The 23,939-nt window shown below is 39.9% G+C and carries 21 protein-coding genes; 8 read left to right on the forward strand and 13 right to left on the reverse strand.

Annotated features, from left to right (window positions below; translation table 11 throughout):
* The first annotated feature begins 19 nt into the window (after positions 1–19).
* On the forward strand, positions 20–2,398 hold the full coding sequence (locus tag ACO1QW_RS12490) for a transglycosylase domain-containing protein (RefSeq protein ID WP_486258994.1): 2,379 nt from the start codon (positions 20–22) through the stop codon (positions 2,396–2,398).
* 122 nt (positions 2,399–2,520) lie between these two features.
* On the opposite strand, the gene ACO1QW_RS12495 is transcribed toward ACO1QW_RS12490, so the two are convergent.
* The gene (locus tag ACO1QW_RS12495; RefSeq protein WP_486258995.1) at positions 2,521–2,811 is read right to left on the reverse strand and encodes a hypothetical protein; all 291 of its coding nucleotides are present in this window, start codon (positions 2,809–2,811) and stop codon (positions 2,521–2,523) included.
* Between the two features lie 207 nt (positions 2,812–3,018).
* On the opposite strand from ACO1QW_RS12495, the gene glmS reads away from it, so the two are divergent.
* The 3 genes from glmS to ACO1QW_RS12510 all read left to right on the forward strand — a co-directional run bounded on the left by glmS (position 3,019) and on the right by ACO1QW_RS12510 (position 7,571).
* Positions 3,019–4,854 (forward strand): glutamine--fructose-6-phosphate transaminase (isomerizing), encoded by a 1,836-nt coding sequence (gene glmS / locus ACO1QW_RS12500; RefSeq protein ID WP_486258996.1) that lies wholly within the window; start codon positions 3,019–3,021, stop codon positions 4,852–4,854.
* Between the two features lie 88 nt (positions 4,855–4,942).
* Positions 4,943–7,141 carry a DUF4954 family protein gene (locus tag ACO1QW_RS12505; RefSeq protein WP_486258998.1) on the forward strand — a complete coding sequence of 733 codons (2,199 nt, stop codon included), beginning with the start codon at positions 4,943–4,945 and terminating at the stop codon, positions 7,139–7,141.
* Between the two features lie 16 nt (positions 7,142–7,157).
* Positions 7,158–7,571, forward strand: a complete 414-nt coding sequence (locus ACO1QW_RS12510) for a DUF1801 domain-containing protein (protein WP_486259000.1) — start codon at positions 7,158–7,160, stop codon at positions 7,569–7,571.
* Positions 7,572–7,619: 48 nt separating this feature from the next.
* Here the strand turns inward: ACO1QW_RS12510 and ACO1QW_RS12515 are convergent, their stop codons facing one another.
* The 7 genes from ACO1QW_RS12515 to ACO1QW_RS12545 all read right to left on the reverse strand — a co-directional run bounded on the left by ACO1QW_RS12515 (position 7,620) and on the right by ACO1QW_RS12545 (position 15,441).
* Positions 7,620–8,939 carry a citrate (Si)-synthase, eukaryotic gene (locus ACO1QW_RS12515; RefSeq protein WP_486259002.1) on the reverse strand — a complete coding sequence of 440 codons (1,320 nt, stop codon included), beginning with the start codon at positions 8,937–8,939 and terminating at the stop codon, positions 7,620–7,622.
* Positions 8,940–9,283: 344 nt separating this feature from the next.
* The gene (locus ACO1QW_RS12520; protein WP_486259004.1) at positions 9,284–9,661 is read right to left on the reverse strand and encodes a response regulator; all 378 of its coding nucleotides are present in this window, start codon (positions 9,659–9,661) and stop codon (positions 9,284–9,286) included.
* A complete protein-coding gene (locus tag ACO1QW_RS12525; RefSeq protein ID WP_486259006.1) occupies positions 9,658–12,024 on the reverse strand; it encodes a PAS domain S-box protein in 2,367 nt (788 codons plus the stop codon). The genes ACO1QW_RS12520 and ACO1QW_RS12525 overlap by 4 nt, the downstream gene beginning before the upstream one ends.
* Positions 12,017–12,340: a circadian clock KaiB family protein gene (locus ACO1QW_RS12530; protein ID WP_486259008.1), complete on the reverse strand. Its 324-nt coding sequence runs from the start codon at positions 12,338–12,340 to the stop codon at positions 12,017–12,019. The genes ACO1QW_RS12525 and ACO1QW_RS12530 overlap by 8 nt, the downstream gene beginning before the upstream one ends.
* A 20-nt stretch (positions 12,341–12,360) precedes the next feature.
* Complete coding sequence (locus ACO1QW_RS12535) at positions 12,361–12,654, reverse strand: circadian clock KaiB family protein (RefSeq protein WP_486259010.1); 294 nt, start codon at positions 12,652–12,654, stop codon at positions 12,361–12,363.
* 12 nt (positions 12,655–12,666) lie between these two features.
* Positions 12,667–14,094 carry a circadian clock protein KaiC gene (gene kaiC, locus ACO1QW_RS12540; RefSeq protein ID WP_486259012.1) on the reverse strand — a complete coding sequence of 476 codons (1,428 nt, stop codon included), beginning with the start codon at positions 14,092–14,094 and terminating at the stop codon, positions 12,667–12,669.
* Between the two features lie 183 nt (positions 14,095–14,277).
* Positions 14,278–15,441 (reverse strand): LptF/LptG family permease, encoded by a 1,164-nt coding sequence (locus tag ACO1QW_RS12545; RefSeq protein ID WP_486259014.1) that lies wholly within the window; start codon positions 15,439–15,441, stop codon positions 14,278–14,280.
* 117 nt (positions 15,442–15,558) lie between these two features.
* On the opposite strand from ACO1QW_RS12545, the gene ACO1QW_RS12550 reads away from it, so the two are divergent.
* The 4 genes from ACO1QW_RS12550 to ACO1QW_RS12565 are packed head-to-tail and all read left to right on the forward strand — an operon-like array spanning position 15,559 to position 19,928.
* Complete coding sequence (locus tag ACO1QW_RS12550; protein ID WP_486259016.1) at positions 15,559–16,446, forward strand: diiron oxygenase; 888 nt, start codon at positions 15,559–15,561, stop codon at positions 16,444–16,446.
* A complete protein-coding gene (locus tag ACO1QW_RS12555; RefSeq protein ID WP_486259017.1) occupies positions 16,443–17,438 on the forward strand; it encodes a 3-oxoacyl-ACP synthase III family protein in 996 nt (331 codons plus the stop codon). The genes ACO1QW_RS12550 and ACO1QW_RS12555 overlap by 4 nt, the downstream gene beginning before the upstream one ends.
* A gap of 1 nt (position 17,439) precedes the next feature.
* Entirely contained in the window at positions 17,440–18,972 is a 1,533-nt protein-coding gene (locus ACO1QW_RS12560; RefSeq protein ID WP_486259019.1) for a class I adenylate-forming enzyme family protein, read from the forward strand.
* Between the two features lie 17 nt (positions 18,973–18,989).
* Positions 18,990–19,928 (forward strand): NAD-dependent epimerase/dehydratase family protein, encoded by a 939-nt coding sequence (locus tag ACO1QW_RS12565; RefSeq protein ID WP_486259339.1) that lies wholly within the window; start codon positions 18,990–18,992, stop codon positions 19,926–19,928.
* Between the two features lie 2 nt (positions 19,929–19,930).
* On the opposite strand, the gene ACO1QW_RS12570 is transcribed toward ACO1QW_RS12565, so the two are convergent.
* The 5 genes from ACO1QW_RS12570 to ACO1QW_RS12590 form a co-directional block, all read right to left on the reverse strand.
* The gene (locus tag ACO1QW_RS12570) at positions 19,931–20,722 is read right to left on the reverse strand and encodes a glycerophosphodiester phosphodiesterase (protein ID WP_486259021.1); all 792 of its coding nucleotides are present in this window, start codon (positions 20,720–20,722) and stop codon (positions 19,931–19,933) included.
* 65 nt (positions 20,723–20,787) lie between these two features.
* The gene (gene tgt, locus ACO1QW_RS12575; protein WP_486259023.1) at positions 20,788–21,927 is read right to left on the reverse strand and encodes a tRNA guanosine(34) transglycosylase Tgt; all 1,140 of its coding nucleotides are present in this window, start codon (positions 21,925–21,927) and stop codon (positions 20,788–20,790) included.
* Between the two features lie 109 nt (positions 21,928–22,036).
* Positions 22,037–22,399 carry a nuclear transport factor 2 family protein gene (locus ACO1QW_RS12580; RefSeq protein WP_486259024.1) on the reverse strand — a complete coding sequence of 121 codons (363 nt, stop codon included), beginning with the start codon at positions 22,397–22,399 and terminating at the stop codon, positions 22,037–22,039.
* A 32-nt stretch (positions 22,400–22,431) separates the two neighbouring features.
* On the reverse strand, positions 22,432–22,923 hold the full coding sequence (locus tag ACO1QW_RS12585; protein ID WP_486259026.1) for a DUF983 domain-containing protein: 492 nt from the start codon (positions 22,921–22,923) through the stop codon (positions 22,432–22,434).
* Positions 22,924–22,927: 4 nt separating this feature from the next.
* Entirely contained in the window at positions 22,928–23,812 is an 885-nt protein-coding gene (locus ACO1QW_RS12590) for a helix-turn-helix domain-containing protein (protein WP_486259028.1), read from the reverse strand.
* Positions 23,813–23,939 lie beyond the last annotated feature (127 nt).

Below are 23,939 nucleotides of genomic sequence, written 5' to 3' on the forward strand. Positions count from 1 at the left end.
GCATCTCATTACTCATCTTATGCGTAAACCAATCAAGTATCTCTGGCGTGCTTTTTTCATCGGTATGGGTCTGTTTGTTTTGCTTGTGATCGGCGCAAATTTCGGTCTGCTCGGCAAAATGCCTTCTCTTGAAGAACTCGAAAATCCATCGGCTTCACTTGCCAGTGAAGTAATTGCTTCCGATGGTACAATGATGGGTAAGTTTTACCTCGAAGATCGCACCAACGTAGAGTACAGAGACATTTCAAAAAATATAGTGAATGCATTAATCGCCGCTGAAGATGAGCGTTTTTACGAACATTCAGGTATCGATGGTCGTGCACTTGCCCGTGCCATTGCAAAACTTGGCAGCGATGGTGGAGGTAGTACCATTACCCAGCAATTAGCATTAAATCTTTTCCGTGAGCGTGCAAAGAACAAGTTTCGTCGTGTATTCCAGAAAATCCAGGAATGGATCATTGCTGTGAAACTTGAACGAAATTTTACCAAAGATGAGATCGTTGCATTATACCTCAACACGGTTGAGTATAGCGATAACGTGTTTGGTATTCGTAACGCATCAAAAACATTTTTCCAGAAAGAACCATCATTGGTAACTGTTGATGAAGCTGCTTTGCTCATAGGAATGGTGAATGCACCTTATGCTTACAATCCACGTTTGTTTCCGCCAAGAGCTATGCAAAAAAGAAATGCGGTGATCAATGATATGGTACGCAACAATTTTGTGAGCGAAGCTGAAGCAGAAAAGTTAAAGAACAAACCTATTAACCTCAAGTATAAAAAGCTGGATGAAAGTGCGGGCCTTGCGCCTTATTTCCGTGATGTGTTACGTGATCATGTAAAGAAATGGGCGAAAGAAAATAAAAAGCCAAATGGAGAGAGTTATAATATTTACAGGGATGGTTTAAAGATCTACACTACCATCAATCCTCGTATGCAGTTGTATGCTGAAGAAGCAGTATCGAAGCACATGAGTGCATTGCAAAAAAATTACTGGACATTACCTTGGGTGAAAGACAACAGCATCTGGAAAGGTCATGAAAATATTCTTGAGCGTGGTATGAAGGATAGTGACCGTTGGAAAAAAATGGAAGCTGCCGGTGCAAGTGAAGAAGAGATACGCAAAGTATTCAAGACAAAAACAAAAATGAGGGTGTTTGCATGGAATGCAAAGCGTGAAACAGACACTATTATGTCGCCTTATGATTCGGTACGTTATCATAAGATGATCATTCAAACAGGTTTCATGGTAATGGATCCTTTTACTGGTGAAGTAAAAGCATGGGTTGGTGGTGTAAACTTTAAAAATTTCAAGTTTGATCACGTGAACATGAATACCAAGCGCCAGGTGGGTTCAACATTCAAACCTATTCTTTATGCTTATGCAGTAGAAAATGGTTTTACACCTGAAACTCCGTTGCCAAGTGGTCCAATCAATTTAGGTGGTAAAATGATCACAGGTGGAGGTGGTCCAATGGCTATTTGTTTGGCGTTTTCAAAAAACCCTGGTGCCGCTTATCTAATGAACCAGTTTGGTGTTAAGAGTGTCATCAACTTTACACATCAAACAGGTGTTAAAACAGAAATACCTCCTTACCCATCTATTGCATTAGGTGCTGCTGAAATAAGTGTGTTTGAAATGATGCAGAGTTATACCATGTTCCCGACAAATGGCATGAGCACTCAACCTATTTTCATTACCCGTATTGAAGATCGCAACGGTAACATTCTTCAAACTTATGCGCCTGAACAAAAAGTAGTGATGAGTGAAGCTGCTGCATACACGATGGTGAAGATGATGCAGGGTGTTATTGATATTGGCACCGGTCGGCGTTTACGTGGTATGGGCTTAACGGGAGAAATTGCAGGTAAAACGGGAACTACCAACGGCAATACTGATACCTGGTTCATTGGTTTTAATCCACAGTTGCTCGCAGGTGGCTGGGTTGGTTGCGATGATCCATTCCTGAAAATGGTGGGCGAAGGTAACCGAACAGCGTTGCCAATTTGGGGCTACTTCTTCGATAAAGTTTTTAACGATAAAACATTGGCTATTTCAAACCAGGCCAAATTTGTGCAGCCTGAAAGTATGAAGATGGAAACCTTTATGGATTTCGAAAACTTTGCCGACAGGTATCGCAATGAACCGGACGCAGAAAATCCCGACGCAGGTAATGGAACTTCATCAGACTATAACGATCTGAAGTTAACACCTGATCCAACACTTGGTCCTGAATCACAGATCAGCGAAGAACAAAAAGTTTTGCAGGAAGCCAAGAAGCAAGCGGATAAAAATACCGATCCAAAAAAAGATCAGCCGAAGCCAACAGCAACCGATCCAAAGAAAGACACCACTAAAAAAAAATGGTGGCCATTCCGAAAAAAGAAAGATAACTAAATAGAAAAGCCCCGTCATAACGACGGGGCTTTTTATAACAGGATGTGCTTTACAGGTCTGCAACAGAAAGAAAAATCAGGTGAACTTCATAGACCGCCGATATGTAGCAAGCAATCGTTCAACTATGATAATGACGTACTCCAGGCAAGTTTGTAAATACCATCTTCTCCTTTTACACAAGTGAACAGGAAGTTCGTAATGAACGGAATGTTCAACTGCTCAGTGCCTTCTGTTAATGCAACAGTTCCACTAAGATAAATGGAAGATGATGATGTTTCTAACGCTTCGCTGTCAACAGGTACCTTCTGGTTGCCAAAACCGAGATCAATACGACGGTAGGCTAATTGTTCGACCATAGTTTCCAACAGATCGGGCTTGTCGAGCGTAGCGGCAATGTGAATTAAGTTGTTCATGATCCTTTCTTTTGAGTAGATCAACCATTCGCCTCAATTGTTACCAAACTCTCATTCAATAGATGCTGCAATCGCTTTTCTGATTAATAAAGAAATGTGAAAGCTGTAAAAAGCTGCACCTGTGAATAAACTCTTACACCCATAACATTTCCGATTGCACTTAGGCATATTTTTGCATCTTTGTAAACTAACAAACTACTGATTATTATGTGTGGAATCGTTGGCTATATAGGGTCAAGGGAAGCCTACCCCATTGTCTTGAAAGGATTAAAACGTTTAGAGTATCGTGGTTACGATAGTGCCGGTGTTGCGCTTTTGAACCATGGAATGAAAGTGTACAAAAAGAAAGGCAAAGTTGCCCAGCTTGAAGAAGAAGTTATTGGGAAGGACGTACAATCAACCATTGGTATTGGCCATACACGTTGGGCCACACATGGTGAACCAAGCGACCGCAACGCTCACCCCCACCTCTCCAACAATGGCAAGCTGGCCATGATCCACAACGGCATCATTGAAAACTACGTATCCATCAAAAACGAATTGCTGAAAAAAGGCTATTCGTTTAAAAGCGATACAGACACTGAAGTACTTCTCAACTTTATTGAAGATATTAAAACCAATAACGAATGCTCACTTGAAGAAGCAGTGCGTATTGCTTTGAAACGTGTGGTGGGTGCTTATGTTATTTTATTGATTGATGAAGAAACTCCCGATACGATCATTGCAGCACGCAAGGGAAGTCCGCTGGTAATTGGCATCGGCAAGAACGAACATTTTCTTGCAAGCGATGCATCACCAATCATTGAGTACACGAAAGAAGTGGTTTATGTAAATGATTATGAACTGGCGATTGTGAAGGCCGATGAATTGATCCTGAAAAATCTCGGCAATGAAAAGATCACTCCTTATGTTCAGAAACTTGATCTTGAATTAGCAGCTATTGAAAAAGGCGGCTACGATCATTTCATGATCAAAGAGATCAATGAGCAACCACATACCATTTATGATTGCTTACGAGGACGTTTAGATCCTGTTGCAGGAACTATTACAATGGCCGGCGTGCAAAACAATATGGAGCAATTAAAAAATGCACAACGTATTGTAATGATCGCATGCGGTACCAGCTGGCATGCAGGACTTGTTGCTGAATATATTTTTGAAGAACTCTGTCGTATTCCTGTTGAAGTGGAATATGCAAGTGAGTTCCGTTATCGTAACCCTGTTATTAACAAAGGCGATGTGATCATTGCCATTTCACAAAGTGGTGAAACAGCTGATACCATTGTTGCGATTGATAAGGCAAAAGAACAAGGTGCATTTATTTTTGGCGTTGTGAATGTGGTGGGTAGTTCAATTGCACGCTTATCACATGCAGGTGCCTATACACATGCCGGACCTGAAATCGGTGTAGCCAGTACAAAAGCATTTACTGCACAGTTAGCAGTGTTGACAATGGTGGCTTTGAAGATCGCATTGGAAAAAGGAACGATCACGCATGAACGTTATATGCACTTGTTGAACGAACTGCATGAAATTCCTGATAAAGTAAAATTGTTGCTTGAAGATGCAGAAAATGTAAAACAGATCGGCATGAAATATAAAGATGCCGGAGATTTTCTTTATCTCGGACGTGGATATAATTTTCCTGTTGCATTGGAAGGCGCATTAAAGCTGAAAGAGATTTCTTACATACATGCAGAAGGATATCCTGCTGCTGAAATGAAACACGGACCAATTGCATTGGTTGATGAAAAACTTCCAGTTGTGTTTGTTGCAACAAAAGACGCTTACTACGATAAGATCGTTAGCAATATCCAGGAGATCAAAGCAAGGAAAGGCCAGGTAATCGCTGTCATTACCGAGAACGATGAAACCATTCCTACCATGAGCAATGATATCATGTTTGTACCCGAGGCTGATGAAATTGTTGCACCGATGTTGAGCGTTATTCCGCTGCAACTCCTCTCCTATTATATTGGTGTGGCAAAAGGATTGGATGTTGATAAACCACGTAATTTGGCAAAGAGCGTAACGGTGGAGTAAATCCTGAGCGAAGTCGAAGGGTTTATAAAGTCATGTTGAGCGAAGTCGAAACATGGCTTTGCTGTTTAATGAACCGAAATAAATTATTATGAACCGCATCAGCAAGCAACCGATCTCAAAAATAGGTTACAACTTTATACCAGCTGCTTATCTTCCGAAAGGGAAAGATGAGTATTACCTCCGCAATAAGCAGAACAGAAGCGGCATCAACTATCGTAAACTCACAGCATTGGAGATCGAAGTATTGGTGCGGAACAGGAACGCTTCCGACGATTGGAATCATCTGCTTGTATCGGATGCTTTTAACCCTGAACTCGTAAAGAACTGTAAGTTTTTTGGATTAGTGCGGATTGGAAAATTAGAACCTTACTATTTAGAATTTCATTCGATCAAATTACAGGTTGGTTTATATAACAGTACCATCATCAGTTGCGATCTTGGTGATAATGTTGTGATCGATAGTGTTCATTATCTATCTCACTACATCATTGGCAACGAAGTGATCATTACAAATGTGCATGAAATGGCCACAACCGACTATGCAAAATTTGGTAATGGTATTTTAAAACAAGGTGAAGAAGAACGCATCCGCATCTGGATGGAAGTGTGTAATGAAAATGCAGGAAGAAAAATTATTCCTTTCAACGGAATGTTACCGGGCGATGCATGGCTGTGGAGCCGCAACAGGGATAACGATCAACTGCAACAAAAACTAAAAGAATTTACCGAGCTGAAATTTGATAAGCTTCGTGGTTATTACGGCAAAGTGGGCGATCGTACGGTAATTAAAAGTTGTGCGATCATTAAAGATGTGTGGATTGGTAGTGATGCTTATTTAAAAGGTGCAAATAAATTAAAGAACCTCACCATTAACTCAACACCTGAAGCAAGCTCGCAAGTGGGTGAAGGTTGTGAAATGGTGAATGGCATTATGAGTGAAGGTTGTCGTGCCTTCTATGGTGTAAAAGCAGTGCGTTTTTATATGGCATCGCATTCACAATTGAAATATGGTGCACGACTTATCAACTCCTACCTTGGCAATAATGCAACCATCTCCTGTTGTGAAGTGTTGAACTCACTTATTTTTCCTGCGCACGAACAACATCACAACAATTCCTTTTTGTGTGCAGCAACAGTGATGGGCCAAAGTAATATTGCGGCAGGTGCAACATTGGGCAGCAATCATAATAGTCGCAGTGCTGATGGTGAATTAGTTGCTGGTCGTGGTTTTTGGCCGGGCTTATGTGTAAGTATAAAACACAATACAAGATTTGCATCTTATACTTTGCTTGCAAAAGGCGATTATCCTGCTGAGCTTGATATACCTATTCCTTTTTCATTGGTGAGTACAGATACTGCACATGACCAGTTAGTAGTGATGCCAGGTTATTGGTTTATGTATAACATGTATGCACTTGCACGCAATGCTTGGAAATATATTGATCGTGATCATCGTATTGATAAAACGCAATACCTGGAATATGATTTTCTTGCACCCGACAGTATCAATGAAGTAGTTGATTCATTGCAGCTGCTGGAGAAATATACCGGCAAAACGTTGTTGAAGCAGAGCAAAACCAAACTCACCGATGCAGATTATATAAAGGCCGGAAGAAAAGCTTTACTCAATAATGAAGTGACTGATGATCTTGAAATAACTGCTGATGGTTTTGAGAACAGCAAACGCAAAGTTGTGTTACTGAAAGTAAAAAAAAGTTATATCCTGTTTAAAGAATTAGTTGATTATTATGCAGCAGAACAGGTGTTGAAGTTTATTGCAGCAAATAAATTAAAATCAACAAACGACCTGCTTAACCAACTTCCCAAAAAACAAAAACGTGCAGCATGGATAAATATGGGCGGACAATTGGTACCTGCTGCTGAACTGGATAAATTGAAACAACGCATCGGCACAGGCAAAATAAAAAACTGGGATGCTGTGCATGCATTTTATAAAACACAAGCAGAACAATATCCACAACAAAAGTTAACGCATGCTCTCTCTGCTTTTTATGAAGTAACAGGTTTAGCAAAACTGGACAAAAGCAATTTAAAAGACCTGCTGCAGAACTATCTCTACATCAAAGCATGGATGGTCGATAATATTGCATCATCCCGAGCAAAAGATTACAGCAATCCCTTCCGCAAAATGGTATATGAAACAGAAATGGAGATGGAAGCTGTAACCGGAAAGCTAAGCGACAATTCATTCATTCTGCAGCAACAGGAAGAATTGAAAACAACAAAAGCTACGGTGCAGAAAGTGATCAGGCAATTTAAACTCTGATCAGAAAGCTAACTCAATGAATCGCCTTGTTGATGAATACATCGAAAGTCTTCCCGATGAAAAACGGGAAATTGCTGAGCAGGTTCGTGAAATGATCTTATCACTTATTCCAAACGTAAAAGAAAAGCTCAGCTTTAAAATTCCTTTCTATCATTATCATGGTATGTTCTGCTATATCAATGAAGTGAAAGATGGAATTGATTTGGGATTGTGCCGTGGTAAAGACCTGGTGAACGTATTACCTCAATTGGAACAAGGCAAACGTGTAATGGTGGCTTCTGTTATCATCCGGTCGACAAAAGAAATTCAAACAAAACAAATTGAAGAAGTGCTGCTCACGGCTGCTAACTGGCAGGAAGAAGCGAAGCGCTTAAAAATTTCGATGATCAATACAAAAAAGAAAACAGCGAAGAAAAACAAAGCGCAATAAAAAAGCCGCTTCTAACGAAGCGGCTTTACTTATTTTTACCGAAGCAAATCAATCGCCCCAGATATTATCTTTTCCATCTAGCCATTTTTTCACTAAGTCAGTTGTAACAGATTTTGGACGTTCTAACGGGAAGCCCAACGCTCTGTCCCAGATCAAACTTGCCATTACACCTAATGCACGACTCACTGCAAACAACACAGTGTAATATTCATACTCCACCATACCATAATGCACCAGCAATGCACCACTGTGCGAATCAACATTAGGCCAAGGATTTTTCACTTTACCTAATGACTGAAGAATTGGTGGCACCACTTCATAAATATTCCAGACAGTATTCACCAGTTTATCATCGGGCATATGCTTTTTACCAAATTCCATTTGCGCTGTAAAACGTGGATCAGTTTTACGTAAGACCGCATGACCGTAACCAGGCACCACTTTCCCTTCGCTCAAAGTTTTCTTTACGTAATCTGCTATCTGAACTTTATCAGGAGCATCAGTACCCAACGCTTCCTGCATTTCAAATATCCATTTGATCACTTCCTGGTTTGCAAGACCATGCAACGGACCAGCCAATCCATTCATGCCTGCAGCGTAAGCTAAATAAGGATCGCTTAATGCTGAACCAACAAGATGTGTAGTATGTGCCGATACGTTACCACCTTCATGATCGGCATGAATGGTCATGTACAAACGCATCAATTCCATAAACCCTTCATCTTCGTAACCGAGCATGTGTGCAAGGTTACCCGACCAGTCGAGCAAACCATTTGGATGAATATGCTCATTATTTTTATATTTCCGGCGATAGATATAAGCTGCAATACGTGGCAAACGTGCAATAAGCGTCATTGCATCATCAAAAACCGGTTCCCAGTAATCTTTCTTGTTAATGCCTTCACCATATTGTTTCGCAAACGTACTTTCTGTTTGCAGGGCCATTACACCCACTACAAACATCGTCATGGGATGTGTATGCAACGGCAATGCATCAATAGCATCAAAAACATGATTGGGAACGTGACTACGGCGTTGCCAGTTATCAGTAACCGAATTAACCATTGCTTCATCGGGCAAATCGCCGGTGAGCATTAAGTAAAACAAACCCTCAGGTAGTGGTTGTTCACCGTTCTTTGGAAACTTCGGGAGCTTTTGTTGTAATTCAGGAATGGTGAATCCACGAAAACGAATTCCTTCCTGTGAATCGAGTAAAGAAGTTTCAGTAACCAACCCCGTAATACCACGCATACCCTGGTAAATCTGGGCAAGGGTAACCTCGCCCGCCACTTTATTACCATGTTCCTTCAGTAAATCTTTAATTTCAGCACTGGCCGCATCAGCCTTCGACTTAAACCGTTCTTTCATGTTTTATTTGTTATTTATTTAATTGATCATCGGGATGCCCAAATAATCATTTAAGAAATGTACGCATTCACTACGGCCATTTCATGATGCCTGTTTTGTTTGCTTATGTTGAAATGAGTCGTTGTAACCGGATTTTTTCGAATCTGCCAAAGTTAACCAATCCGAAGGTTCAGGACTGCTTTTTTTGCTTGATTTTCGGCCGTTTGTAAAACAACAAACTGTTTAATCGCATTAATCGATCGTTCGTTATTTTTTGAAGAATTTAAACGTCAATAAAGAAAATGAGAACATAACATGCTTTTACGCGGAAAAACTTATGCTCAACCAAATGGAGTAAATGGAACTTATTTAACGTAGGTATTTTTTGTGATCATTTCTTTTACCTTTTCCAACATATCATTCATTTGAAAAGGCTTTGAAATAAAATCATCGGCTCCCGCTTCTTTTGCTAATTTTTTGCCCTCGGGAAGTGCTGAAAACATAAGCACGGGTAAGGTTGAAAATTCGCTGCCGCTTTTTAGTGATCTGCAATAGTCGCAACCATTTTCGCCCGCAATAAGCATGTCTAATATCATTAGCTGAAACTGGTTAGCGGCAAGGATAATATTCATTTTATCAACCCTGTCAACAAGTGTAACATCGTAGCCTTTGTATTCCAGCATCATTTTTAGCACATTGCCGATATCTTCATCGTCGTCGAGAATAATAATATGATGTTTCACAGTTTAGCTTGTTTTTTTAAAGGAAGAGTGAATGAAAAAGATGAACCTTCGTTTACTTTACTCGTTACTGCCATTGTTCCGCCATGCCGGTGAATAATTTCAGCCGAAATAAATAAGCCGATTCCGAAACCAGTATAATTCTGGGTTTGATGACCGCCCGTTTGATAAAAGCGCTCAAATATTTTACTATGTTCTTTTTCATCAATGCCAATGCCAAAATCTTTAATGCTAACTGTAGCATACCCTTCTGGCTGTTCATACAGGCTTATTTCAATTTTGTTTTCTCCCGGTGAATATTTAATTGCATTATTTATCAGGTTGATAAGTACCTGCCCAATCCTGTTTTTGTCGGCAAATACAGTGCATGGAAAAGTCTCCTTAATTATAATTGTATGAGTTGATACGGCAAACATCATGTCGAGCATGGTTTCTTTTACCAATTCATTTAATGCAAAATGTTCTTTATTTAAATCCAACCGACCATCTTCCAATCTTGATATATCCAAAATATCGCTGATGAGTTTGCCCAACCTTTCCACTTGATTTTCTATACGCTGCAGTGGTTTTTTTACAATTCCCGCAACGGTGCTATGGTCTTCGGCAAGCATAGCAAGCATTAACTGAACATAACCCTTTATAGAAGTAACGGGTGTCTTAAGCTCATGGCTTACCATTTTAAGGAACTCATCTTTTTGCGATTCGTGTATTTTTTGCACATCAATATCCGTGGCGGAGCCATACCATTTCAGTACAGTACCATCGTCGTTCAAATGTGGATAGCCCCTGCTGAGGAACCATTTATAACTTCCATCTTTTAATTGAATGCGATGTTCTTTTTCATACACCCACTTGTTCTTAATGGCATCTCTCCACGCATTTGCAGTGGGCTCACGATCATCGGGGTGAAGTAGCTTTTCCCAAAGCCACCTGCCATTATCCTGCTTCGCTGCGCCTGCGAATTCATAAATCCGTTTATTGTAATAAATTACATTTCCATCAGGATCAGCTATCCATACCAATGCAGGCACTGCATTCGCTAATTCATTCAATTCGTTTTCACTCCGTTTCAGCTTCTCTTCCGCCAATTTCTGTTCAGTTATATCCCTGGCTATTTTGGAAGCCCCAATAATATTTCCATTGCTATCTTTTATGGGAGAGATGGTGAGCGAAATATCAAATAGCTCACCATTCTTCTTCATGCGTTTTGTTTCAAAATGTTCAATTGCTTTGCCGTTTGAAAGTTGTTCAACTATTCTTCGTTCTTCATCATGCCTGTCGGGGGGAATTAGCGTAGAGATGTGATGGCCGATTATTTCTGTAGCAGTATAACCAAACAATTTTTTGGCTCCATCATTCCATGTAGTAATAATGCCTCCCAGTGTTTTACTAATGATGGCATCATCGGAATTTTGAATAATAGCTGCCAACATTTCGTTCTCATGGGCATTCTCCTCTAATTTTCTTCTTGCTGTTACATGCTCAGTAACATCAACCACATGGGTCATAATCGAAATAACTTCGCCTTTTTCATTTTTGATAGGTTGCATTACCGAGTTGAAAAAATTGCTTGATAGCTCTTTATTCCCATCTTTTAGTAATGCAACTTCCCGCTCAACTGTTTCCATTGTATCACCGGTGCGGAAAACCTGTTGGTAAAGATCAACAACACCTTGTTGCACCGTTTCCGGAAATGCTTCTGCCAATGACTTTCCAATGAGTGACTTTTCGGTACGGCCAACCATGGCGCAATAATAATTGTTAGCGGAAACAAAAACGAATTCAGGTCCTTCCATAATAGCAATGGCAGCAGGACTTTGCCTGAAAAGATTTTGCAATGTTTCATTCAGTGCAATTTCTTTTTCTACTTGTTTTTTTTCCCTGAGATCCGATACGATCATCCCCACAGTATCGAGATTGGGACGCAAAGAAGTAAGTGAAATGTATACAGGGATTGAAGTGTCTCCGGCAATCAGTGCTATTTCTGCAGTGGATTCGCCATTAAGCGATGTGTTAAACAGTTGTCTGAAAAACTGAAGGTAATCAGGGTGAATAAAATTCTCAATATTATTGCCAATTACTTTTTCGTAAGGCAATTGCAGTAAATGATGAAAATGTTTATTAGTATAAACAATTAAACCCTCTTCAGAAAGATTAAGAGCACCTTCGTTAATATTTTCAACCAATATGCGGTAAGCGAAGTCGCCACTTTGCAGCGTAAACACTTCCTGCTTATCATTATTTGTTATGGCAAAAGCATCTACCTCGCCTTCTTTGATTGCCTCAATTAAACTTTCGGCTTCTTCAAGACGACTCTCCAGCTCCTCAATACGGGCCAGGTAATGTTCTTCACTTGTTTTACCCATCTTGCTTTTTCACTTCTATGCCTAGGGCTTTTACAACTTTACCTTCATCAGAAAGTGAGCCCACTAATATTTTTTTCGGGATAGGAAATCGTTTTATCAGAGCAGGACTAAAAACAATCTGATGATCGGCTGCTGCTTGTGGATCTTTATAGATGTCCACAATTTCCAAATCAAATGCACCTTCAAGATGTTCTTTGCAAATGCGATTGATGTTTTCTATAGCTGCCATCGATTTCGGCGACATGCCCGACACATATAATTGCAGAACAAGTCTCCCCTCTGCAACTATATTCTTCTCTTCTTTTTTGTTGGGCATATGTTTACTTTAAACAGTTGTTACGTTCCTTGCAATTTGCGTATGTTCAACCCTACCAATACCTTTTCTTCGTTTGAAAGATCGCCAATGATTTTCCTGATTGGCTCCGGTACCTTACGCACCAGCGTTGGTATGGCAAATATTTGATCACCTTCAGCCAATTGCGGTGTTTTTAAAAGATCAATAATTTCAATGCTGTATTTACCTTTTAAGTGTTCTTCGCAATACTTTGTAATATTCCTTAACGCAGTTACAGACTTGGGTGTTTGTCCTGCGATATAAAGTCTTAACTGATATTGTACATCCTTAACCATCTGACTATGCAACTATTTTTTTGATTGAATAAATTTTAATCCTTTTCCTGTTACCTTGAATTGCTGAGTTTCCATTTCATGCCCCATGCCCCTGTTTTTAATAATGCGCAGGTTCCGTACACCTTCTTTACTATTCAGCGCATCAAAGCTGGTGTCAATCCAGATATCGGCGAGTGACGAAACCGCATCTACAGTAATGTCTTCGCTGATTTTATTAGCCTGTGTAAGCGAACAGAAAAAGGCATTTATCTGCCTTGTTTTCAGAATGTCGATAACTCTTATGAGGATATCTTTCACTTCACTGATTGAGCCAACAGTAAGCAGGCTGCTGATCGGGTCGATAATCACGGTTCCGGGCTGAAATTCGTCTATCAGGTTATGCAAAACCAGCAAATGACGTTCCAAGCCGGTTAGCGATGGCCTTGAAGCATGAACAACCAGCAGCTGAGATTTAATGTAGGGCCGCAAATTGATCCCTACCGAAGACATGTTGCGGATTAACTGCTCCTGCGATTCTTCAAAGGAAAAATACAGAGTTCGCTCCCCTCTTTTGCAGCTTTCTAAGGCAAACGACGAAGCTAAAATGGTTTTAGCAGTGCCCGCCGAACCGGTAAGCAAAATGCTGCTGCCTTTAAAAATTCCGCCCTTTGCAAAAAGATCATCCAGTTGGGGAACACCTGTGGAAATAATATTTGTAGAAACTTTATGATCAAGCTTTAAGGAGGTGATGGGAATGACCGAAACTCCCCTTTCATCAATTAAAAATGGGTATTCATTGGTACCATGTGTGGAACCACGGTATTTTACGATCCGCAGCCGGCGGGTTGCCAATTGGTTAATTACCCTGAAATCGAGCAGTATTACACAATCAGAAACATATTCTTCAAGACCCTGCCGGGTTAATGTTTGTTCGCCCCTTTCGCCGGTAATAATAACCGTTACACCTTTTTCTTTCAGCCAGTGAAACAATCTGCGAATTTCGGAGCGGAGAATAGCAGTATTGTCGATGCCCCCAAATAAGGTTTCGAGCGTATCAAGCACCACTCTTTTCGCCCCTATACTATCTATTGCATGATTAAGGCGAATAAATAACCCTTCGAGGTCATATTCCCCGGTTTCTTCAATCTCCGAACGTTCAATTCTTACCTGATCAATACGGAGCTTTTTTTGTTCGATCAATTTATCAAGTTCAAAACCAAGCGATCTCATATTTACAATAAGATCATTTGTGGTTTCTTCGAAACTCATAAATACGCCCGGCTCATTAAATTGATTAATGCCATTTACAAGAAATTCAACGCCAAATATGGTTTTACCGCAGCCCGGGCTGCCACACAAAAGTGTTGGCCTGCCTTTAGGAAGACCGCCATTTGTAATTTCATCGAGCCCGGTTATACCTGTGGGAGTTTTGGGGAATTGTTTGTTTAATTGCTTCGCCATAAATTAAAAAAAAGATGTTTACTTAAATTTGAAGTTAAGGGTTTGTATTGATTTTTTTACAGCACCTTAACTATGCAGCGCCCCATAAAAATGGGGACACAAGCTACATTTGCAAATATGCTGCCGGAAGAAATTGGCATGCCGGTAAATGGTAAAAGATAAGTGTCGGGGCGGTTAAAATTTCTATTTAGGCGCCCGTTTATAAAGACGATAAGCAACTACGGCGAAAATAACATTCGGTATCCATGCTGCTATTATGGGGGGGAGATTCCCCTTGGTGGAGAACACCATTGAAAATTTATCGATCACAATAAAAAGAACACCTATAATAAATGCGAGGGCAAGATGAAAACCGCTGCCACCCCTTATTTTCCTGCAGGCGAGAATTCCGGCGATCATGGTCATAATAATTACTGAAATAGCGCTTGCATCACGCCGGTAGCGTTCAAATTTTATGGCACTAACGCCCTCCGATCCACGATTTTGTTCCTGCTTTATAAACCGATCGAGGGCAGGCGTTTTTAACTTATCTTTTTTAAACTCATCTTCCGAAATATCCCCGGGCAAATAACCCATCTTTAAATAATAGTTCGAAAGCACTTTTACTTCTTCTTTTAAGCCGTTGATCTTTCGCTCAACCGCATTTTCCAGTTTCCAATGTTTTTTTGCTGTGTCCCAGATAATAGTTTCGGAACGTAGATTATAATATACCTGGTTATTCCTCACTTTCTCCATAAAAAAACCACTACCCGTTTTAGCCAGCGTATCGTAATTACGCATGCCAGCATAAGTATAAGTATCAACCCGGAAATGAATGTTGTTAAGATACTGCCGTTGCTGCTTGGCAATATTGCCCATATCAACGTACTTATTTTCGAAATCGGTACGAATGATATTGGCTACGGGAACAAGGAAATGGTTGGCCAGGCCAAGCACCAGTGCAAGAAAAACACCACCCACCCAATATGGACGAAGAATGCGGTTTAAACTCATACCCACACTTAACATCGCCACTATTTCACTTCGCAAGGCAAGCTTTGATGTAAAAAACACCACAGCAATTAATACAAATACCGGGAACAACATGCCGATGATATGCGGCAGAAAACCATAATAGTACTTGGTTACAATATCACTAAAGCCCAAACCACTGCGTACAAAATCTTCCGTTTTTTCACTGGCGTCAATGGCCAAGGTGATCATCGAAAAGATAAGCAGCAGGAAAAAAAAGGTTTTAAGAAACGCTTTTAATATGTACCAATCGAGGGTTTTCATCAATGGCTGCAAAGTAAGGACAGAAATTGGAAAAGAAACTGTTAGAATTGCAAATACAATTCTCCAATACATGTTCAAAGTGCATTTACTGCAAATGAAAACACAGCCATTTGCGAACTTTACAAATTCATACTAGCCTTCTTTTGCTATTTTTATCACTCACAATTCGCCCAAAAATCAAGGTTATTCATGATCACTGCTGCAGATATTGAAAAAGTGGAACGCCTTATAAAACTCAGCGAAACACACCCCGTGTTGCCCGATGAATTTATTCCCTGGCATTTGAAGGAGAAGGACGAGTTGCTGCTGCCGCAGGAATTGGTGTCGCTTGAAGGTCACCCGTTGTTTAATACATTAACCGAAACGCAGAAACGTGAACTGGGCCGGCATGAAGTGGTGCAGGTAATGTATTCGTATGCATGGGCTGAAGGCCTGGCTTGTTTTATCTTCAATAAGCGTTTATTAAAAATTCCACCCGATTCAGTTGAATACCGTTACCTCGTAAAAGAGTTGATTGAAGAATTTCGTCACCAGGATATGTTTGCAAGAGCTATTCGCTTATTGAATGGTAAAAAAATTCAGCTTTCAAAATTTCACCAGTTTGTTGGAAGGTTTCATAGCAGGTATATGCCGGCATCCTATCAATTTATTTCAGTGTTGGCGGTTGAACTGGTAACTGATATTTATGGAAAGATGATCCGTAAATCACCTGAAGTGTTTGAACCAATTCGTAAAGTATCGGAACTGCATCATATTGAAGAAGGCCGTCATATTCATTACACCAAAATGTGGATGAAACATTATACAGATAACGCTGGTTTTTTCAAACGAAGTGCTTTTAGTATCGTGGTACTGCTCAATATCTGGTCCATGCGCTCCTTATACGTAACCAAAGAAAACTTTGAAGTGATTGGTGTTGACGATGCGGCTAAGTATGCCAAAGTTGCACGCCAACATTTGAAACAAAAATTCGGAGCATTTTATCTTGATGAGATCATTGAATTTGTACAGGAGTTCAACGGTTTCAATTTTATTACTAAACCATTGTGGAGAAGCATACTTGCTGCTAAAATATGAAGCGTGTTTTTATTGAACATATTGAATCGTATATGCCGGAAGAACGCATCTGCAATTACCAGGTAGAAGAAAAAATACGTGCAGGTGGGTTTGATATACAGGAAGGCTTGATGGAAAAAATGATCGGCAGTGAAGTTCGATACTATGCACACAAAAACGAACAGGCTTCTGATCTTGCAGTTGCTGCGGCACAAAAACTGTTGAAAAAATTCCCCGAACGAAAAATTGACCTATTGATTTTTGCTGCTGCATCAGCCGACTTGATTGAACCGGCCACTGTAAACATTGTGCAACAGAAATTAGGCTTAAGCTGCCCGGGCTTCGATTTAAAAAATGCCTGCAACAGCGTAACCAATGCTATGGAAATAGCAAGTGCATTGCTATTGAACAGCAGCTACAAAAATATTCTGATCGTAAGTGGCGAAAAAACCAGCGACAGCATCAAGTACAACGATATTGAAAAAGAAACCATTAAAGATCACTTTGCTGCATATTCCTTTGGCGATGCCGGTGTTGCATTATTGCTGACTACAACAACAGAAGACAAAGGATTTTTCTTCCAGCAACACCAAACTTTTGGTGAGCATTGGAGTCTTTGTCGAATTGAAGGCGGTGGTTCTATGTTCCCCAACGATGCAAGTAAACTTGTGTTTAGTGGCGATACATTTGGTTTGAAAAATGTGATCTATGAAATTGCGCCACCCTTTGTTAAGAGTTGCATTGAAGCAGCAGGATTAACTGTAAACGATATTGATCTCATCTGTACACACCAGGTATCAAGAGACACGTATCGTATGGTGGCAGAAACGTTATCGTATGATGTAAACAAGATCATGCAAACATTTCACTTGTATGGCAACACGGCAGCAACATCAGTACCTATTGCTTATCACCAGGCGTTGCTTGATGGCCGAATAAAAAAAGGAAGTATTGTAATGTTGCTGGGCATGGCGGCAGGCATTAATATTTCCGTACAGCTAATGAAAGTATAGCATGTTGTACCACTCTTCTTTTCTACAGTTGCTTCAACAATTACCAGCGGATTATGTGGTGTGCATTCACCAGCAAAAAGAATTAACTGCTGCTGAGCTAATTGATCAAAGTAAAAACCTTGCAGCAAACTTAGCGGCGAAAGGAATAAAGAAAGGCGATCATGTATTATTGGCCTGTGATGTTGGCACAGAGTTTCTCATTTTATTCATGGCGCTAATTCACCTGCGTACAAAAACAGCATTGGTCGATCCGCATATGGGTAACCAACGTTATGCATCAAAGCTCAAACAGTTTCAACCGAAATGGGCTTTTATTGACAGTCGCCTGTTGCTGTTGCAGGAACATCCGCTGATAAAATTTATTTATAAAAAAACGAGAGGTACTGCGTTTTATATTCCCTATTCAAATAAGTATACTGTATTTGCAACGGGCATGTGGTTGCCGTTAATGCAAAAGCATCATCGTTTAAATTATGTGCTCAATACTGAAATAGAATTTACCACATCAACTGAAGATGATGAATTGGTTGTAGTGTACACATCGGGCACACTGGATGAACCGAAAGCCGTGGTACATACAATGAACAGTTTATTTGAAAGCATGAAAGCAGTTTCAGCTTTGTTTGAACAAAACAAGAATGCATCAATGGTTACGCATTTGCCACAATTTGCATTAATTGGAATGATGACCGGCTATAAAACCTATTTCTGGAAAGAATCAACGACAGCGGCGGAACGTATGCGGTTCATCAAACAACATCAAATCACAACATTGTTCGGACCGCCGGCTGAATATAAAGCGTTAATGAATTATTGTAAACAATCAGGCCAATTGTTTCCCGAAAGTCTGAATCATCTTATTCTTGGATCGGCACCGGTACTAAGGTCATTTCTTATTGAGCTTAAACATTTCAGTAAGGCAAAAATCACATGCCTGTATGGAATGACGGAACATCTTGTCGTTTCAAGTATTGACGTCGACGAAAAAATAAATTATGAAGGCAAAGGAGACATAGTGGGATGGCCATTACAAAACATGACTTACAAAATAAGCGATGATGGTGAATTGCACATTAAATCAGCTTTATTATTTAAACGCTATTTTCATTTACAGGATGCTGATGTGTATCATGCAACAGGTGATTTAGTTGAACTGGATAAAGCGGGAAGATTTATAATGAAAGGACGAAAGAAGAATATGATCATTCGTGCAAACAAAAATATTTATCCTGGTCTTTATGAAACAACCATTAGCCAGGTAAAAGCTGTAAAAGAAGTTTGCATGATCGGAATTTACGATGAAGCCATACATGATGAACGGGTGATATTGGTGGTTGATGCAGATAGTAGCTTAACAGAAAAAATGTTGATGCAGGAATTGAAAAATGGAAAACATGCGATTGATTCAGATGCATTACCTGATCATATCATTTTCCAGTCTATCCCAAAATCGGGACGACAACAAAAAACCGATCTATACTTATTGACTCAACAAATAAAACAGCAACTGCCATCGCTTACGATATTATCATAACAGGAGCAACAGGATTTATTGGCGCTGCTTACACCCGTCACTTTTCCCGGCAAGGTTATAAAGTGCTGGCATTGGGAAGAACAAAAAATCCTCCCGCCGCATTGTACCCCTTTGCTGATTATTTAGCTGTTGACATTGCTGAAAGTATACGAACACTTGAAGCAACTATTTGCATTCATTGCGCCGGGCTTGCATCCGATAAAGAAACAGCTTCTACGCTCAATAAAATAAATGTGGAAGGAACTAAACATGTATTTCACAATATCAGCTGCAGTCATTTTATTTTTCTTTCGTCTGCATCCGTTTATCCACCCACAAATAAAATACATACTGAACAAGAACAAATTGATGAAGCCAATGTTTCAGCTTATGGTTTATCAAAATTAAAAGGCGAGCAATTTTTGCAGCAACAAATAGACAGAAGGATCAGCATCATTCGTCCACGTGCTGTTTATGGTATTGGCGATCGCATTTTGCTACCTAGACTGTTGCGATTGAAAAAAGGACCGCTGCTTGTTACGCCTGCGCAACTTGATTACAATATTTCCATTACCAATATTGAAAATCTTTTATTCGCCACACACCGGCTAATTGAACATTCATCACTAAACGGAGTTGAAATATACAATGTGGTTGATGACACAGTGCAAACATTCAAAGAAGTAATTAAAGATGTAATGGATTTAGCCGATGTAAAACTATTGGCACATTTGCGCATTCCACAAACAGTTCTTCGTTTCCTCGGCAAACAGTTTCCAAAATCTGATATCAACAGCAACACGTTGAAGTACTATCTCTGTCATCACCAGTTATCGAACAAAAAAATAAAGGAGGATCTGCAAATAGAATTTCCACAAACGTTCACGACCTATAAAAAGAATTACAAAACCTGGATTGAAAAAATCGGGCTTAAAGATTTGCAAAGAGCTGCTACTGATCTGCCGTGGAGAATTTAGTTCTAGTTCTTAAGCAAACGAAATAACAACTCCGGCTCATTGGTAGTTATATAATCAAACCCTTCTTTCAGCAACCAACTCATGGTTGTGCTGTCGTTCACTGTCCATGCATTGAGTGCAAGCTTGTGTTGTTTTGCTTCTGTTATCCACTGCGGGTTTTTCTGAAAAAAGCTGAAATGATAATCAATACCATCAATCTGATCAGCCTTTACTTGTGCAGGGGATTTATCCCCTTCGAGGTATTGAAGTATGGCTTTGTCATCCAGCTCACGGATCTTCAGAAGAATTTCATAATCAAAACTGATATACACGATCATTGATTCTGCTTTAAGTTTTTTCACCAGTCTCACTACTTTTTCTGCAATTAATTTACCACGCTCTTTGCTGATGCCCGAAGGTTTTATCTCGAGCACCAGTCGTGTGCTGTTGTTTGATTGCATTCCCGCAAGAAGATATTGCTGCAGGGTTGGCAATGGTTCTCCATTTGAAAGCTTAAAAGCCATTAACTCAGCATAAGTTGCTTTTTCGATTTCCAGTTTGTTGAAATGCGGATCATGATTAATAATAAGGGAATCATCGGCCGTCATACGCACATCAAATTCTGAACCGGTGCACCTTAACCTGATGGCTTCTTTTAAAGCGGCAATAGAGTTTTCAGGGAATTTGTTGAATTTGAAAGCACCCCTGTGAGCCACAACAGGATTTGCTGCAAATTTCTTCGACTGAGTTGCTTGTTTATTTACAGAGCAGGATAAACAAACCAAAAGACAACATCTGAAAATAATCTGTTTCAAACCAATAAATTTAACGTGAACTTTTTCTTTAATTCAAAAGTATGCAACCTTCACAGGTTCTATTTTTACAATCTCGTTTTCAACACCGGCACCATTTCATTTTTCCAGCTTGTAAAATCACCTGCAACAATATGTTTTCTCGCTTCCTTTACCAGCCATAAATAAAAAGCGAGGTTATGCACGCTTGCTAAAGTCAAGCCGGTTATTTCCTTGGCTTTTATGAGATGTCGCAAGTAAGCTTTGCTATAATAATTGCTGATGTGGCAATCGATACCATCATCCAACGGTGAAAAATCTTTTTCCCATTTTTTATTATCGATATTGATCACCCCTTTACTGGTGAACAGCATTGCATTACGTCCGTTGCGTGTGGGCATTACACAATCAAACATATCAACGCCTAACGCAATGCATTCTAAAATATTCCATGGTGTACCCACACCCATCAGGTATCTTGGTTTCTGCGTTGGTAATTCATCGCAACACAATTCTGTGAATTCATACATCATTTCTTCCGGTTCACCCACACTCAATCCTCCGATAGCACAACCTGTAAGATTTGCATTGGCCATAAATTGTGATGATGCTACACGCAGATCTTTATACGTGCCGCCCTGCACAATAGGAAAAAGATTTTGCGTGTATCCATATTTGTCTGGCGTGTCATTAAAATGTTTGATGCAGCGATCGAGCCAGCGATGTGTTAACTCCATGCTTTTCTTTGCGTAAGTATAATCGCTGGGATATGGTGGGCATTCATCAAAAGCCATCACAATATCAGCACCAATATTCCGCTGGATATCCATTACACTTTCAGGTGTGAACAAATGCCTGCTTCCATCAATATGACTTTGAAAAACCACACCCTCTTCTTTGATCTTACGATTACCTGCCAATGAAAAAACCTGGTAGCCGCCACTATCTGTAAGAATTGGTTTATCCCAACCATTAAATTTATGTAAACCACCGGCCGCTTCCAGCACTTCTGTACCCGGGCGCAAATACAAATGATAAGTATTACCAAGAATGATCTCTGCTTTTACTTCATGTTTCAACTGCTCAACCGTAAGTGATTTTACACTTCCCACTGTGCCCACCGGCATAAAGATGGGTGTTTGAATATTGCCATGATCAGTAGTGATCTCTCCTGCCCTTGCTTTTGAATTTGTATCGGTATGCTGTAGCTGAAAATGTAATGCGGCCATAGCGGCAAAGATAACCGATAGCAGGATTTGGGAATTAGTAATTGGGAATTAGATTGTCCAGGGTTTTAGATGCAATATTTTTTCTTAGTAATCTCTCACGTTCTCCTTTTTAGGAAGCAGGCATCATCTCCACATCCATTCTTCTTAATAAACCATCTTCCAACACATATATGTGTTTTACATTGCCATCAAACAAAATTTCTCCGTTTAAATCTTTTACTATTTGATGGACAGTAATTTCTAAACTGCCGTCTTGTTGTTCAACTATCTTAACAGGTTCTACGTGAGGGTTTATTTCTGTCCATTGCCTCGTCCAGTATGCCCTGATTTCATCATGACCGGTTACATAACCTCCTTTAAATGCTTTTGGCCATTGCACATTTGCATGCATCGTTGAAAGAGCCGTATCAATATCTCTTGCATTAAAAGCGGAATAAGCTTTGTTGATCAGGTCTTCGTGCTGAGAAGGCATAATTTTTTTTGCAAAGGTAAAGGTATAATCACTCACCAATTTCCTTCCTGTTGCTCATTCGTACGTTCGGGTTGCTTTGGTGCTTTCGTGCTCCATTGTTTATCATACCCAATAAAAAATGCAAGCCAACCCGTTCTTGCAACACGCATAAAATAAGGTTGCAGTAATAACAGGAATAAAGAGTTGAACCCTAACCAGTAAAACACACGATTATCGTCAATTGAAATACCAATGATCACCCACCACGCTATAAATGTAGCTACGCTAAATGCAATGGTAAGTGCATACGATACATAACTGGCACCATAATAAAAACCCACTTCAAGATTAAAAGGTTGCTTACATACCGGGCATTCCTTATGCATCTTCATGGTATGTTTTAACTGCCATGGGTTTTTGTATTCAAACATATCACCTCTTCTGCATCGTGGACATTTACACTGCAGTAAACGAAATACAGAAGGCTTCACATCCTTATTCACATTGTCTTGCATATCTGTTACTGTAAAAGTTTTCGTTTCCATTTGTTTATTTTTTAATGATCTGTTTACGGAATAACTCAGGTGTAGTTCCTGCATTTTTTTTAAAGAACCTTGAGAAATAAGAATTATCGGCAAACCCCAGTTCAATTGAAATTTCTGCAACAGTAAGTTGAGCATTCACCAATAAACGTTTTGCTTCAAGTATAATTCTATCCCTTATCAATTCACCTGCGGGACGTCCTGTAATATCTTTACAAAGAGCATTTAAATGATTTGGCGTTACATACAACATCGCAGCATAATCTTTGGTTAGTTTCTTTTGCTTATAGTGCAGTTCGATCAGTTTTTGAAAATTGGTTAACAGTAATGAATTATAATTTGTGGATTGCTCACGAGTTACTTTAAAACTCAACCTGCTAACCGTTACAAACAATTGCACTAATGCAGCCCGAACAACATCATCTTTTAATGCACGTTTTGAATTTGCTTCTTCCACAATGCGTGTTAATATTTGTTCAACTGCCTTCCTTGCTTCCGGTTGCAGATCGATCACCTGTTTTGCAGCAATACCTGAAAAAAAGCTAAACTGATCAGTGTATCTCGGGTTGGCAATAAATGCATGCAGGAACTGTTCCGAAAAGTTGACAATAAACCCATCGGGAGCCGAAGCAAAATCCCAGCTGTGCACTTGTCCGGGTGTCATAAAATAAATCTGACCTGGCTGCACGTTAAAATTCACAAAGTCGATTGAATGTGTACCCGAACCCTTGCTGAAATAAACGAGATGAAAAAACGAATGCTTATGTGGGAAATGCAGGTTCCGGTGTTCATCCAGGTAATGGGCAAAGTGATCTGCTGTAAGATCTTTTGCAGAAACTACATCCGCTTTTAATGTTTCAATACTGTAAACAGGTAATACTTGCTTATTCATGGCTGATGTTGCTATTGCAAAATTACGTAAGCCACACCCGGTACACGGGTAGTTTTTATGGGTTTTGTGGTACTTTTTACGGATAACGGTAGATGATGGTTGCGCAAGGTGGATTATCCCTGATTAG

It is taken from the genome of Lacibacter sp. (assembly GCF_057361365.1).

Coding starts and splice junctions, on each gene's coding strand:
- kaiC (WP_486259012.1), bottom strand. CDS start 14,094: ATGGCGAAGCAATTAAACAAACAATTCCCCAAAACTCCCACAGGTATA.
- ACO1QW_RS12590 (WP_486259028.1), bottom strand. CDS start 23,812: ATGAATAAGCAAGTATTACCTGTTTACAGTATTGAAACATTAAAAGCG.
- ACO1QW_RS12535 (WP_486259010.1), bottom strand. CDS start 12,654: ATGGTTAAGGATGTACAATATCAGTTAAGACTTTATATCGCAGGACAA.
- ACO1QW_RS12505 (WP_486258998.1), top strand. CDS start 4,943: ATGAACCGCATCAGCAAGCAACCGATCTCAAAAATAGGTTACAACTTT.
- ACO1QW_RS12585 (WP_486259026.1), bottom strand. CDS start 22,923: ATGGAAACGAAAACTTTTACAGTAACAGATATGCAAGACAATGTGAAT.
- ACO1QW_RS12545 (WP_486259014.1), bottom strand. CDS start 15,441: ATGTATTGGAGAATTGTATTTGCAATTCTAACAGTTTCTTTTCCAATT.
- ACO1QW_RS12580 (WP_486259024.1), bottom strand. CDS start 22,399: ATGCCTTCTCAGCACGAAGACCTGATCAACAAAGCTTATTCCGCTTTT.
- ACO1QW_RS12525 (WP_486259006.1), bottom strand. CDS start 12,024: ATGGGTAAAACAAGTGAAGAACATTACCTGGCCCGTATTGAGGAGCTG.
- ACO1QW_RS12490 (WP_486258994.1), top strand. CDS start 20: ATGCGTAAACCAATCAAGTATCTCTGGCGTGCTTTTTTCATCGGTATG.
- ACO1QW_RS12530 (WP_486259008.1), bottom strand. CDS start 12,340: ATGCCCAACAAAAAAGAAGAGAAGAATATAGTTGCAGAGGGGAGACTT.
- ACO1QW_RS12560 (WP_486259019.1), top strand. CDS start 17,440: ATGTTGTACCACTCTTCTTTTCTACAGTTGCTTCAACAATTACCAGCG.
- tgt (WP_486259023.1), bottom strand. CDS start 21,927: ATGGCCGCATTACATTTTCAGCTACAGCATACCGATACAAATTCAAAA.
- ACO1QW_RS12555 (WP_486259017.1), top strand. CDS start 16,443: ATGAAGCGTGTTTTTATTGAACATATTGAATCGTATATGCCGGAAGAA.
- glmS (WP_486258996.1), top strand. CDS start 3,019: ATGTGTGGAATCGTTGGCTATATAGGGTCAAGGGAAGCCTACCCCATT.
- ACO1QW_RS12515 (WP_486259002.1), bottom strand. CDS start 8,939: ATGAAAGAACGGTTTAAGTCGAAGGCTGATGCGGCCAGTGCTGAAATT.
- ACO1QW_RS12495 (WP_486258995.1), bottom strand. CDS start 2,811: ATGAACAACTTAATTCACATTGCCGCTACGCTCGACAAGCCCGATCTG.
- ACO1QW_RS12550 (WP_486259016.1), top strand. CDS start 15,559: ATGATCACTGCTGCAGATATTGAAAAAGTGGAACGCCTTATAAAACTC.
- ACO1QW_RS12510 (WP_486259000.1), top strand. CDS start 7,158: ATGAATCGCCTTGTTGATGAATACATCGAAAGTCTTCCCGATGAAAAA.